The following is a 13278-nucleotide window of genomic DNA, read 5'->3' on the forward strand; positions in this document are numbered from 1 at the left end:
GCACCATCGGCACGGGTTTCGCCAGGGCACGAGTTGCGCTCTATTGGAAGCGTCGACCATCGACCACTCATTCCCTGACCGCTCATTCCCTGCCTGCAGAAGGGCCTCCCCGTGCTGACGCGCATCGACCACATCGGCATCGCCTGCTTCGACCTGGACAAGACCGTCGAGTTCTACCGGGCGACCTACGGCTTCGAGGTCTTCCACACCGAGGTCAACGAGGAGCAGGGCGTCCGCGAGGCCATGCTCAAGATCAACGAGACCTCCGACGGCGGCGCCAGCTACCTGCAGCTGCTCGAGTCCATCCGCGAGGACTCCGCGGTCGGCAAGTGGCTGGCCAAAAACGGCGAGGGCGTCCACCACATCGCCTTCGGCACCGCCGACGTCGACGCCGACTCCGCGGACATCCGTGGCAAGGGCGTGCGAGTCCTCTACGACGAGCCGCGGATCGGCTCCATGGGTTCGCGGATCACCTTCCTGCACCCCAAGGACTGCCACGGCGTGCTGACCGAGCTGGTCACCTCCGCCACCCCCGGCGCGCACCCGGACGCACACGGCGCAACGGACCAGGAAACCCACGGGTAATCAGACTCCACAGCCCCCCGCGCGAGAAAAAACCCGCAGACCCCCCTGCACGCACCCCTGATGACGTGAGAAAATGCGCCGGTGCCACGGTCCGGTAGCCGGGGGGCGCGGGTGGGGGGTGCTCAGCGACCTCGTGGCCCACTCTCTCCCACGATCTGCCACCATTCTCCGTAAGGCATAGGGTTCATCAAGGAGCTCACTCGGACGGCGGATCGGGATACACCCGAACCGGCGCACGGGCTGGCGACGCGAGCAGGAGACGGATGGGACCGCGGAGTGCGGGGCAACGACGGCTACGAGGTTGACGATCACCTCGCCAAGTTCGAGGCCGACATGGATCGGCTTCGCAAGGAGCGCGAGAAGGCCGTCACACATGCCGAGGACCTCGCCTACCAGGTGGAAGTCCTCCGCGCCAAGCTGCACGAATCGCGTCGGCAGCTTGCGCAGCCGCGCGCCTTCGACTCCGTCGCCGGGCAGGCCGAACAGATCCTGCGCACTGCCGAGGCCCAGGCCGAGCAGCTGCGGCAGGAGGCCGAGCGCACCCGGTTGGAGGCGCAGAACGCCACCGCCCGGCTGATGCAGGAGGCCGCCGACCGCTCCGCCCGGCTCCAGGCCGAGTGGCAGGCCGAGGCCGAGGCGCGTCGCCGCCACCTCGAGGCCGAGCTGGCCGACATGCGCCGCAACGCCGAACTGCACGTCAACGAGAACGTCTCCTGGGCCGAGCAGGCCCGCGCCGGGACCGAGCAGCAGGCCCGGCAGATCATCGACCAGGCGCGCGCCGAGGCCGAGCACCTGATGAGCGTGGCCCGCGCCGAGGCCATGGCCGTCTCCGAGTCGGCCACCTCCCAGGTCGCCGCCGACGTCGAGTCCACCCGCGCCGAGGCCGACGCGGTCCTGCAGCGTGCCCGGACCGAGGCCGAGCGGCTGCTCAACGCCGCCGCCGCGCAGGCCCAGGACGCCACCGAGCGGGCCGAGCGGGCCCGTGTCGAGGCCAACACCGAGGCCGCGACGCTCCGCGCGAACGCCGAGGAGCAGCTGGCCAGCGCCGAGGCCGTCGGTCAACAGCGCTCGGACACGGCCAAGGCCGAGGTCGCCCGGATGGTCGCCGCCGCGATCAAGGAGGCCGACGAGGTCAAGGCCGAGGCCCAGCGGCTGCTGGAGGAGGCACGCGCGGAGATCGAGCGGCTCCGGACCGAGGCGCTCGAGTCCGCCCGCACCCAGGGCGCCGCCACCGCGACCGTGCACCTGGCCAAGGCGGCCCGCACCGCCGAGGAGGTCGTCTCCCGCGCCACCTCCGACGCCGAGACCGTCCGCCTGAACGCCACCGAAGAGGCCGAGCGGATCCGCACCGAGGCCAGGGCCGAGGTGCAGCTGCTGCGCGACCAGGCCAGGGCCGCCGCCGAGCAGGCCCAGGGCATGGCCCTGGACGAGATCGCCGCGCACCAGGACGCCGCCGCCCAGCTGCGCGCCGAGGCCGAGCAGTTGCGCGCCGACACCGCCGTCGAGGCCGAGCGGACCCGGGGCGAGGCACGTCGTCAGGCCATAGCGCAGATCGAGGAGTCGGCCCGCACCGCCGAGGAACTCCTGGTCAAGGCCAAGGCCGACGCCGACGAGCTGCGCGGCGGGGCTGCCGGGGAGGTCGCCGCCACCAAGGCGCGCGCCGCCGAGGACGCCCGGGAGATCCAGGGCCGCGCCGAGCAGGTGCTGGCCCGCGCCAAGACCGAGGCCGAGCGGATCCGTGGCGAGGCCGAGGGCATCCGTGACGCCGAGGCCGCCAAGGGCGTGGCCAAGGCCGAGGAGGTGCACGCGGCTGCTGCTGCCGCCGCCGAGCAGACCCGCAAGGCCGCGGCCGCCGCCTCCGAGGAGCTGCGCGCCACCGCCGCCGCCGAGGCCGAGCGTGTGCAGACCGAGGCCCGGCAGGAGCGCGACCAGATCCTGGCCGCCGCCGAGCAGTTGGCCGCCGAGCGCGCCGAGGAGGCGCGCGCGGCCGGGGAGCGCGCCGCCGCTGACGCCGAGGCCGCCGCCGAGCTCCGCGAACGCACCGCCGCCGAGACCACCGAGCTGCGCGAGCGCACCGCCGTCGAGGTCGCCGAGTCCCGCGCCCAAGCCGAGAACCAGCTGGCCCGGATGCGCGCCGACCTGGACAGCGAGGTCGAGCGGATCCGCACCGAGGCGCGCGAGGCCGCCGCTCAGGACCTGGCCGAGGCCAAGGCGCAGCGCGACGCCGCGGGCGGCGACGCCGAGCGGATCCGCGCCGAGGCCACCGAGCGCGCCGAGGTCGACCTGGCCGAGGCCCGGTCGCTGCGCGAGCAGGCCGCCGCGTCCATCGGCGACGCCGAGGCGGAGGCCGAGCGGATCCGTGAGGCCGCCCGCGACCAGGAGGCCGACCTGGTCCGCCTGCGCGAGGCCGCCGAGGCCGACGCGGAGCGGATCGCCGAGGAGGCCCGCCAGGCCGCCGAGGCGCAGGCCGCCGAGCTGGCCGAGCAGCGCACGGCGGCACTGTCCGCCGCGCAGGCCGAGGCGGAGCAGCTCCAGGCCCAGGCGCAGGAGGCCGCCGCCCAGGCACAGCAGGCCCTGGAGCAGCACGACGCGGAGGCCGCCGCCCAGCGCGAGTCGCTGCTGACGGACGCTCAGGTCGAGGCCGAACGGCTGCGGAACGAGGCTCAGGCCACCGTCGAGCAGGCCGAACAGGCGGCGCGTCAGCAGGCCTCCGACCTGGCCGACGCCAGGGCGCAGAGCGAGCGCGAGCTCGCCGAGCAGCGCGACGCCGTGCTGGCCGAGGCGCACGGCGAGGCGGACCGGGTCCGCGGCGAGGCCCGCGAGGCCGCCGCGGTCGACCTGGCCGAGGCCAAGGCCTCCCGCGAGGCCACCGCCCAGACCCTGATCGAGGCTCAGGCCGCCGCCGACGAGACCCGCGAGGCTGCGGTGGCCGACGCGGAGGAGGCCCGCCAGGCCGCCGCGGCGGACGCCGACGAGATCCGCGCCCAGGCCCGTCGCGAGCACGAGGAGGCCGCCGCCGAGCTGGCCCGGCTCCGCGCCGAGGCCGACGCGGTGATGGCCGCCGAGCACGCAGCCATGGTCGAGCAGCGCAGCCAGGCCGACGCCCGCGCCACCGAACTCGTCGCCCAGGCCGAGCAGGCCGCCGCCGAACACGCCGCCGGCCTGGCCGCGCTGCGTGCGCAGGCCGAGAACGAACTGGCCGACCGGCGCGACGCGGTGCTCGGCGAGGCCCACGGCGAGGCCGACCAGATCCGCGCCGAGGCCCGCGAGGCCGCCGCGGTCGACCTGGCCGACGCCAAGGCCTCCCGCGAGACCGCGGCCAAGGCGCTGATGGACACCGAGACCGCCGTCGCCGAACTGCGCGACGAGGCCGCGAAGGTGCTCGCCGACGCCGAACAGCAGGCCGCCGCCGACCGCGAGGCGCTCCACGCCGAGCTGACCGAGCTGCGTCGGCAGGCGGAGCAGTCCGCCGCCGAGACCGCCGCCTCCGCCGAGCGCGAGGCCGGTCAGGTGCGGCAGTTGGCCACCACCGAGGCCGCCCGGGTCCGGGCCGAGGCCGCGTCCGACCGCGAGCGGGTCACCTCCGAGCTGGCCGGGCTGCGGCAGGAGGCCGCCGAGGCCTTCGCCGAGGAGCGGGCCAGGCTCGACGCCGAGCGCGCCGAGAACGAGCGCGAGGCCGCTGCCCGGATCGCGGCCGCCGAGGACGAGGCCGCGCAGATCCGCCAGTCCGTCGCCGGGATGCACGAGGCGGCCGAGGTCCAGATCACCCAGCTCCGCGCCGACGCCGAGCGCGAGGCCGCACAGATCCGCGACCTGGCCACCGCCGAGGCGGCCCGGGTGCGGGCCGAGGCCGAGCAGATCCGCGAACAGGCCGAGCAGGACACCGCCCGGACGCGCGCGGAGGCGGAGGAGCTCCGCACCCGCACCGCCGAGGAGTCCGCCCGCACCCTGGCCGAGGCCCAGGAGCTGGCGGAGTCGGTCACCACCGACGCCGAGACCACCGCGCTGGCCACCACGGCCGCCGCGGAGGAGCAGGCCGACGCCATGGTCTCCGCCGCCCGCAGGGAGGCGGAGCGGATCACCGCCGAGGGAGCCGCCGAGGGCAGCTCCCTGGTCGAACAGGCCCGTCGCGACGCCGACCAGATCCTGGTCGAGGCGCGCGGCGACGCGGCGCAGATCCGCGAACGTGCCGAGGAGCTGCGCGAGCGCATCCACGGCGAGGTCGAGGCACTGCACGAGCGGGCCCGCAAGGAGTCCGCGGAGGCACTGCGCTCGGCCGGTGAACGCGTGGACAAGCTGATCGCGGACACCACCGAGCAGTTGGACGCCTCCAAGGCCGAGGCCGACCGCGCGTTGGCCGAGGCACGCGACAAGGCCGCCGAAATGCAGTCCGACGCGTCCGCCGAGGCGAGCAAGGTCCGCATCGCCGCGGTCAGGAAGGCGGAGGGGCTGCTCAAGGAGGCCGAGGCGCGCAAGGCCGACGCCGTGGCCGAGCTCGAGGCGGCCCGCGCGGAGGCCGGGCAGACCCGGCAGGCCGCGACCGACGCCGCCGAGCGGACCCGTCAGGAGGCGGTCGAGGCAGGCGAGTCGGAGCTGGTCCGGGCCAGGACCGACGCCGAGCGCACGGTCGACGAGGCCCGTTCCGAGGCCAAGCGGATCACCGACGAGGGCCGCAGGGAACTCGACGAGCTGGTCAGCCGCCGCAAGGACATCAACACCGAGATCGCCCGCGTGCAGGACGTGCTCCAGGCCCTCGAGGCCTTCGAGGCGCCGGCCGGTGCGGGCAAGGCGAACGGGGGCACGGCGGGCGCCGAGAACGGCTCCGCCAACGGCTCGGGCCACGGGGGCGGCGGCTCGGGCAAGGCGAACAACGACAGCGGCTCAGGATCCGGCAAGGGCGGCGGTCGCGGGGGCTCCCCTGCGGGTGTCGGAGCGGGTGCAACTCGTGCGAGTGGCAAACGCGGTGGCGTGCAACCACCCGATTGAGCGGTCATTCTCCACTCTTCATCGGCTTTCCGTCGATGACACTCCGAATCCGTGTCAGGATTCGCCCTACCACCTCATCTCAGACTCCATAGACACCACCTCTGGCAGACGGACAGGAACTCCACCCCCATGAGCGACACACACTCTCCGCACGGCTTCGACGTCGTGCGCCGCGGGTACGAGCGTGCTCAGGTCGACGAGCGCATCAGCAAGCTGGTCGCGGACCGCGACGGCGCTCTCAACCGGATCTCCGCGCTGGAGAAGCGCATTGAGGAGCTGCACCTCGAGACCCAGACGGCGCAGGCGCAGATCACCGACGCCGAACCGTCGTACGCCGGCCTGGGCGCCCGGGTCGAGAAGATCCTCCGGCTCGCCGAGGAGGAGGCCAAGGACCTGCGTGACGAGGCCCGCCGCGCCGCCGAGCAGCACCGCGAGCTGGCCGAGGCCGCCGCGCAGCAGGTGCGCAGCGAGGCCGAGGGCTACGCCAAGGACCGCAAGGCGAAGAGCGAGGAGGAGGGCGCTCGCATCGTCGAGAAGGCGAAGAGCGACTCCACCCAGCTGCGCGCCGAGGCCACGAAGGACGCGCAGAACAAGCGCGAGGAGGCTGACGCCCTCTTCGAGGAGACCCGTGCGAAGGCCGCCCAGGCCGCCGCCGACTTCGAGACCAACCTGGCCAAGCGCCGCGAGCAGTCCGAGCGTGACCTGGCGGCTCGTCAGGCCAAGGCCGAGAAGCGCCTCGCCGAGATCGAGCACCGCGCCGAGCAGCTCCGTCTGGAGGCGGAGAAGCTCCGCACGGACGCCGAGCGCCGCGCGCGTCAGACTGTCGAGACCGCCCAGCGCCAGGCCGAGGACATCGTCGCCGACGCCAACGCGAAGGCGGACCGCGTCCGCAGCGAGAGCGAGCGCGAGCTCGCGGCGCTGACGAACCGTCGCGACAGCATCAACGCCCAGCTCACCAACGTCCGCGAGATGCTCGCCACCCTCACGGGCGCGGCGGTCGCCGCGGCGGCAGCCCCGGACGACGACGTCATGGGCCGCGGCGTCCCGGCGCAGCAGAGCCGGTAGGCAGACGGATCACTGTTCGCTGCCGCAGATGGTTGCACTGTCCAGGGGCGCGGGCGCGACAAGCCGAGCCAGCGCTGCCACAGGTAGATGCACTATCAGGGGCGCGAGGAACTGCTCATGTGCGGCTCCGCCGCGCGGGCGCGACAAGCCGAGCCTGCGCTGCCGCAGGTAGTTGCACTATCAGGGGCGCGAGGAACTGCTCATGTGCGGCTCCGCCGCGCGGGCGCGACAAGCCGAGCCAGCGCTGCCACAGGTAGTTGCACTATCAGGGGCGCGAGGAACTGCTCATGTGCGGCTCCGCCGCGCGGGCGCGACAAGCCGAGCCAGCGCTGCCACAGGTAGATGCACTATCAGGGGCGCGAGGAACTGCGCGACAAGCCACCCATGGTGGTGAGTCGCCGATCGAGCAGGGCCATCCGGACAGGGTGGTTGCTCGCGCAGTGCCTCGCGCCCCTGGTGTGCTCGCTCGCCTGCCCCAAAGCGCCTGGCGCCCCCCACGTGGTTGTTCGTCTCAGTCCAGCCGGGCCAGGAGCGTCCTGACGGCAGTGTTGAAGGCCTCCGGGACCTCCAGTGGAGAGAGGTGGCCCGCGCCCGGGAGGATCGTCAGTTCGGACTGGGGCAGGGCCTCCGCCAGGGCCTCGGCGTCGGAGGGTGGGGTGAGGGTGTCCTCCGCGCCGACGACGACCAGGGACGGGACGTCGACCTTCCGGAGGTCCGCGAGGGAGTCGGGCCGGCAGGCCATTGCCCTCTGCGCCCAGGCCACCGCCTCCGGTGACGCGCTCTCGATCAGCGAAGCGACATGCGCGACCAGTTCCGGTGCGCGCGCCGCCGTCGTCGCGCCGAGGAGCGGGGACGGCAACTGCTCGTCGACCAGCAGGCGCACGCTCCGCCGGGCCAGGACCGCCGACGCGACGCGCTCGCGGTGGGCGCGGGCCTGGTCGGTGTCGGCCGTGCCCTTCGTGTCGGCGAGGAGCAGGCCGCTGAGGCGGTCCCCATGGCGGCGGGCGAAAGCCATGGCCACGTAGCCGCCCATGGAGACGCCGCCGACGACCGCCTCCTCGATGCCCGCGCGGTCGAGCAGCAGCGCGATGTCGTCCGCCAGCAGGTCCAGCGACGGGGCGTCAGCACCCAGCTCCGTACCGCCGAAACCGCGCAGGTCGACGGCGAGGACGCGGGCGTCCGAGCCGTCCGTGCCGGGCAGCTCGTCGAGCTGGGCCTGCCACATGCGGGAGGACAGCGGGAAGGCGTGCAGCAGCACCAGCGGCGTGCCCGAGCCCGCCTCGCGCACGGAGAGCACGGAGAGTTGTTCGGTCATGGGGCCAGCGTAGGACGCGCGGCGGCCGATCGGCGCAGGTACAGGGCGGGAGGTAGGGAACTGACCTAGTGTGGCCAGGGACGACCAGTCCAGGGAGTGCGCCCATGATCGAGGTCCTCGAGCTGACCAAACGGTACGGCGACACCCTCGCCGTGGACCGGCTCAGTTTCACGATCCCCACCGGCGTGGTCACCGGGTTCCTCGGGCCGAACGGCGCCGGGAAGTCCACCACCATGCGGATGATGCTGGACCTGGACCGGCCCACCGCCGGAAGCGTCCGGATCGACGGCAAGCACTACGGTCAGCTGCGCGAACCGCTCAAGTACATCGGCGCCCTGCTGGAGGCCAAGGCGGTCCACCCAGGGCGCACCGCCTACAACCACCTGCTCTGGATGGCGCAGAGCAACCGGATCCCGACCCGTCGGGTGGACGAGGTGCTGAGCCTGGTCGGGCTCACGGCGGTCGCGAAGAAGCGGTCGGGCGGTTTCTCGCTGGGCATGGGGCAGCGGCTGGGCATCGCCGCCGCGCTGCTGGGCGACCCGAAGATCCTGATGTTCGACGAGCCGGTCAACGGCCTGGACCCGGAGGGCATCCTCTGGGTCCGCAATCTGATGAAGGCGCTGGCCGCGGAGGGGCGGACGGTCTTCGTCAGCTCGCACCTGATGTCGGAGATGGCGCTGACGGCGGACCACCTGATCGTCATCGGGCAGGGCAGGCTGCTGGCCGACCTGTCGATGAACGAGTTCATCGACCAGAACTCGCACTCCTTCGTCCGGCTCCGCTCGCCGCAGCCCGAGCGACTGCTCGACCTGCTGACCGCCAACGGCATGAGCGCGAGGCCGGACAGTGACGGCGCCTTCGAGGTGGTCGACGCCGACCCGGCCCGGATCGGCGACCTGGTCGCGGCCCACGGCGTCACGCTGCACGAACTGAGCCCGCAGCGCGCGTCCCTGGAGGAGGCGTTCATGCGGATGACGGCAGACTCGGTCGAGTACCACACCGGCGCCATGCCCACGCACGGCCTGTCCGGAGCCCTCCCGGCGGACGAGGCCGCGGAGCCCCCACCCGCGCCCGCACCCGCGTCCGCGTGGGGTGCGGACTGGAGGAGCACCAAGGGCAACAAGAAGAAGGAGAGCTGACGATGGTTCCGGTGCTGCTCTCCGAGTGGACCAAGGTGAAGACGGTCCGGTCGACGCTGGTCACCCTGATCACCGCGTTCGTGGTGACGGTCGGCCTCGGCGCGTTGATCTCGTTCTTCAGCAACAGCAACTTCAGCAAGATGGGCGCGTCGGAACAGGCCAGCTTCGATCCGACCTCGACCAGCTTCTCCGGCATCTTCCTGGGCCAGCTGGCTCTGATCGTCTTCGCCGTGCTGGTGATCGGCAGCGAGTACAGCACCGGGATGATCCGGGCGACGCTGGCCGCCGTGCCGCAGCGGACGACGCTGATGGTGGCCAAGGTGCTGACGGTGCTGGCGCTGGTACTGCCGGTCGCGCTGCTGACCGCGTTCGTCGCGTTCTTCCTCGGGCAGTCGCTGCTCGGCAGCCACCGGACGCACATCGGCGACCCGGGCGTGCTGCGCGCGGTGTTCGGCATGGCGATCTACATGACGCTGATCGCCCTCTTCTCGCTGGGCGTCGGCTTCATGCTGCGCAAGCCGGTGCTCTCGCTGGGCCTGCTGATGCCCTTCTTCTTCCTGATCTCGCCGATCCTCAGCGCGGTGCCCAAGGTGAAGACCGTCGCCCACTACTTCCCGGACGAGGCGGGCCAGCGCTTGGCCGCCGTGCACGGGTCGACCAGCATCCCCTACGGCCCGCTGGAGGCCTTCTTCATCTGCCTGGCCTGGGTGGCCGTCGCGCTGGCGGTGGGTCTGGTGCTGCTCAAGCGCCGGGACGCCTGAAGCCGGCGCTCCGGGCTGGGACCCGGTCTGAGCTGGTACCGGTCTGAGCTGGTACCGGTCCGGGCTAGTACCGGGGAGCGCCGCGGCCGCGGATCACGTTCGCGCCGCGGCGTTCGCGTGCCGTCCAGCAGGCGCGGTGCCAGTGGCGGCGGTCGTCGACTCCCCCGGCCGCGCCCATCGACTGGGCGGGCCAGGCGACCACATGCCCGACGCCGGGCGGGATCTCCTGGTCGCATCCGGGGCAGCGGTAGGACTTGCCGCTGTCGCCTGCGACGGACCGGACCTGCCACTCCTCGCCGCCGAAGTCCTCGGTCTGCTCCATCCAGTGGCCGCCGGAAATCGCACGGGGATTCTGTCGTTCGTCCCCTCGGGGACGACTTCGTCGAGGAGACACGATTCCCCCTTGCTGGACGGCATGCTGGTGCCTCACAGGGTAGTGGAACCGGTGCGTCATGGCCCGATTCCGGTGTCGAAGGCCCTCTACCACAGGGTCCCGGATCCTGCCAGAGGCCGATGCCAATTCCACCCGTTATCGCGCCGAGTGGCAGCTTTCGCTGTGCCCGTGGCACATGACGTGAGTTACTCCAGTGGTAGCTGCGGGATCGAAGTTTCCCGCGATGCCAAGGAGTTGATTCCATGTCCGCCGTGCACGCCAGCGCCGTCCCGACTCTCGCGCCGTACCGGCTACCGAGGCAGCGGACAGCCCGGCGCGCGCCGGCCGGGATCACCGCCGGAGCGTTCCTGCTCTCGGCGCAGTTCCCCGGCCAGAGCCACGCCGAATCCCTGGAACGCACCGTCTCCGCCACGATAGCGGCCGAGCAGGCGGGCCTGGACAGCGTCTGGCTCGCCGAGCACCACTTCGTCCCGTACGGAGTCTGCCCCGACGCCGCGACGCTGGCGGGTCTGCTGCTGGGCCGGACGCGCCGGATCCGGGTCGGCACGGCGGTCAGCGTGCTGCCGACGCACCATCCGGTGCGGCTGGGCGAGCAGGCCGCGCTGCTCCACCTCACCTCGGGCGGGCGGTTCACCCTCGGCGTCGGCCGGGGCGGACCGTGGATCGACCTGTCCGTCTTCGGGGGCGGGGCGGAGGCCTACGAGTCGGGTTTCCCCGAGTCGCTCGACCTGCTGCTGCGCTGGCTGCGCTCCTCGCGGGTCGGCGCGTCAGGTCCGCGCTACTCCTTCCCCGAGGTGCCGGTCGTGCCGCGGGCGACCGAGCAACCGCTCACCCCGATCCAGCCGCTGCACCCGGTGACGTCGCAGCGCCAGCGCCCGACGGTCGGTCAGCACGCCTATGCCGACGCGTACCCCGACGCCCACACGGAGGCGTACGCGGAGGCGCCGACGGCGATGGCGGCACCACGGGCGGTCGGGGGGCCGCCCGTGGTGGTCGCCTGCACCTCTCTCGGCTCGGTCCGGCTGGCGGCGCAGCGGGGCCTGCCGATGCTGCTGGGCATGCACTCCGGGGACGAGGACAAGGCGGAGATGATCGCCGCCTACCGCAACGCCGCCCTGGAGGCGGGCCGTTCACCCGACCAGGTCGCTCGGGTCGAGGCTGAGCACGTCGCCGCCGGAGTGGCCCAGGTCGGCGACAGCACTGCGGAGGCACGGGCGCAGCTGATGCGCTCCATGCCCGGCTTCTTCCAGTACGGCCTGGGCGCGCACCGGACGGTCGACGGACGGGAGCGCCGGATGCGCGACCCGGAGCAGTACACCGAGCTCCTGTGCGATCTGCACGCGGTGGGCACCGCGCAACTCTGCGCCGACAGGCTGTCGGCCACGCACGAGCGCACGGGTATTCGACGCTTCGCCCTGCTGGTGGAGGGCTCCGGCGACCGGGCCGAGACGATCGGCAACATCGCCCGGCTGGGCGCGGAAGTCCTCCCCCAGCTTCCGCAGAATTGACTTGATCAGATCCGCCCCCGAACGTCTTCAGCAGTCCCGCAACACCTCGGACTGGTTGAGTACCTGCGCGCGGATCGAGGTGAACTTCTCGAACCGGTTGTCGGACTCCGGCCCCGGCGGGAAGACGGCGACCCGGTGGCAGTTCTGGAATGCGAGCCGGACACCGAAGTGCCGCTCCAGGGCGCCCCTGATCGCGTTGCTCGCCATGGCGCGCAGCAGCTGGCCGCGGGCCTGCTCGGAAGGCGGGGGCACCTGGTTGTCGGCGAACTCACTGCCGTCGACCTGCTGCTGGACGACCAGCGAGCTGATCAGGTCCCAGGCGTAGGGCAGGGAGGTACGGACGCAGTCGACGAATTCCCTCTCGTCGACCTCGCCTCGCTCGGCCTTTTCGAGCAGGGCCGGTGAGACGTCGAGCGACATGGGTTCTCCTCTCGCAGTGCCTCCGCGAACGGGCCGCCGCGGAGGGGTGGTGCAGAGTGGACGGTGGTTGCTCAGTCCGCTCTCCCGCCACAGCTCCGGCGGAAAGGCGTACTCACCAGCGTCCCAGGGAACGGCCGGGTAGGGAGCGGAATGTGGCAATCTCCCTACCCTGAGTGTCCGTGACTCACCGTAAGGGGTGATACACAGTGGCACCAGAGTGCGGCGAAAGGATCAAGCCACAGTTGTGGTGATCCGACTGTCACACGGCGCGTGCTCTGCGTAGTCGCCGGTACTCGACCGTGACAACGCGCCCGCGTACGCCGGTGGTTCCGGCAGATCGCGCGTTCGCGGGTTTGGCGTGGAATCGCTTCGAATGGCCTTCGTGGGCTAGCGTGGTCGGCCGTGCGTCTCGTCATTGCCCGCTGCTCCGTCGACTACGCAGGCCGGCTCACCGCCCACCTGCCGTCCGCCCCTCGGCTCATCCTGGTCAAGTCGGACGGAAGTGTCGCCGTGCACTCCGACGACCGCGCCTACAAGCCGCTCAACTGGATGTCCCCGCCCTGCACGCTCAAGGAGGAGGACGGCCGCTGGACGGTGGAGAACAAGGCCGGCGAAAAGCTGATCATCACCCTCGAAGAGGTCATGCTCGACTCCTCGCACGAACTCGGCGTGGACCCGGGCCTGATCAAGGACGGCGTCGAGGCCCACCTCCAGGAGCTCCTCGCCGACCGGATGGAGGTCCTCGGCGAGGGCTGGTCGCTGATCCGCCGGGAGTACATGACGGCGATCGGTCCGGTCGACATCCTCTGCCGCAACGCGGAGGGCACCACCGTCGCGGTCGAGATCAAGCGTCGCGGCGAGATCGACGGCGTCGAGCAGCTCACCCGCTATCTCGAACTGCTCAACCGTGACCCGCTGCTGGCCCCGGTGAAGGGCATCTTCGCCGCACAGCAGATCAAGCCCCAGGCCCGGGTGCTGGCCAACGACCGCGGCATCGACTGCGTGGTCCTGGACTACGACGGGCTGCGCGGCATCGAGGACGACAAGCTCAAGCTGTTCTGATCCCGGATCAGCAGGTGTCGTCGACCAGGCCATGTTCTGGAAC

At 72.2% G+C, this 13278-nt stretch carries 10 protein-coding genes; 7 read left to right on the forward strand and 3 right to left on the reverse strand.

The window, feature by feature from the left end; translation table 11 throughout:
* Positions 1-111: 111 nt before the first annotated feature.
* The 3 genes from mce to ABH928_RS00945 all read left to right on the forward strand — a co-directional run bounded on the left by mce (position 112) and on the right by ABH928_RS00945 (position 6636).
* Positions 112-585: a methylmalonyl-CoA epimerase gene (gene mce, locus ABH928_RS00935; RefSeq protein ID WP_370060856.1), complete on the forward strand. Its 474-nt coding sequence runs from the start codon at positions 112-114 to the stop codon at positions 583-585.
* Between the two features lie 276 nt (positions 586-861).
* Entirely contained in the window at positions 862-5571 is a 4710-nt protein-coding gene (locus ABH928_RS00940) for a hypothetical protein (RefSeq protein WP_370060857.1), read from the forward strand.
* A gap of 129 nt (positions 5572-5700) precedes the next feature.
* Complete coding sequence (locus ABH928_RS00945) at positions 5701-6636, forward strand: cellulose-binding protein (protein ID WP_370060858.1); 936 nt, start codon at positions 5701-5703, stop codon at positions 6634-6636.
* 511 nt (positions 6637-7147) lie between these two features.
* Here the strand turns inward: ABH928_RS00945 and ABH928_RS00950 are convergent.
* Positions 7148-7951, reverse strand: coding sequence for an alpha/beta fold hydrolase (locus tag ABH928_RS00950; RefSeq protein ID WP_370060859.1), 804 nt, complete (start codon positions 7949-7951; stop codon positions 7148-7150).
* A 104-nt stretch (positions 7952-8055) separates the two neighbouring features.
* On the opposite strand from ABH928_RS00950, the gene ABH928_RS00955 reads away from it, so the two are divergent.
* Complete coding sequence (locus ABH928_RS00955; RefSeq protein ID WP_370060860.1) at positions 8056-9090, forward strand: ABC transporter ATP-binding protein; 1035 nt, start codon at positions 8056-8058, stop codon at positions 9088-9090.
* Positions 9087-9851 (forward strand): ABC transporter permease, encoded by a 765-nt coding sequence (locus ABH928_RS00960; RefSeq protein WP_370061841.1) that lies wholly within the window; start codon positions 9087-9089, stop codon positions 9849-9851. The genes ABH928_RS00955 and ABH928_RS00960 overlap by 4 nt, the downstream gene beginning before the upstream one ends.
* A 64-nt stretch (positions 9852-9915) precedes the next feature.
* Here ABH928_RS00960 and ABH928_RS00965 read toward each other — a convergent pair whose 3' ends face one another.
* A complete protein-coding gene (locus ABH928_RS00965) occupies positions 9916-10245 on the reverse strand; it encodes an ATP/GTP-binding protein (RefSeq protein ID WP_370060861.1) in 330 nt (109 codons plus the stop codon).
* A 329-nt stretch (positions 10246-10574) separates the two neighbouring features.
* Between ABH928_RS00965 and ABH928_RS00970 the strand changes: the two genes are divergently transcribed.
* Positions 10575-11753: an LLM class flavin-dependent oxidoreductase gene (locus ABH928_RS00970; protein WP_370061843.1), complete on the forward strand. Its 1179-nt coding sequence runs from the start codon at positions 10575-10577 to the stop codon at positions 11751-11753.
* Between the two features lie 27 nt (positions 11754-11780).
* Here the strand turns inward: ABH928_RS00970 and ABH928_RS00975 are convergent, their stop codons facing one another.
* A complete protein-coding gene (locus ABH928_RS00975) occupies positions 11781-12173 on the reverse strand; it encodes an SCO5389 family protein (RefSeq protein ID WP_370060862.1) in 393 nt (130 codons plus the stop codon).
* A 402-nt stretch (positions 12174-12575) separates the two neighbouring features.
* On the opposite strand from ABH928_RS00975, the gene nucS reads away from it, so the two are divergent.
* Positions 12576-13235, forward strand: coding sequence for an endonuclease NucS (gene nucS / locus ABH928_RS00980; RefSeq protein ID WP_370060863.1), 660 nt, complete (start codon positions 12576-12578; stop codon positions 13233-13235).
* Positions 13236-13278: the final 43 nt, after the last annotated feature.

This window comes from Streptacidiphilus sp. MAP5-3 (assembly GCF_041262505.1).
GTDB lineage: Bacteria > Actinomycetota > Actinomycetes > Streptomycetales > Streptomycetaceae > Streptacidiphilus.

Excerpts from the sequence above, each read along its gene's own strand:
- ABH928_RS00945 (WP_370060858.1), top strand. The coding sequence starts at position 5,701 with ATGAGCGACACACACTCTCCGCACGGCTTCGACGTCGTGCGCCGCGGG.
- ABH928_RS00950 (WP_370060859.1), bottom strand. The coding sequence starts at position 7,951 with ATGACCGAACAACTCTCCGTGCTCTCCGTGCGCGAGGCGGGCTCGGGC.
- ABH928_RS00955 (WP_370060860.1), top strand. The coding sequence starts at position 8,056 with ATGATCGAGGTCCTCGAGCTGACCAAACGGTACGGCGACACCCTCGCC.
- ABH928_RS00975 (WP_370060862.1), bottom strand. The coding sequence starts at position 12,173 with ATGTCGCTCGACGTCTCACCGGCCCTGCTCGAAAAGGCCGAGCGAGGC.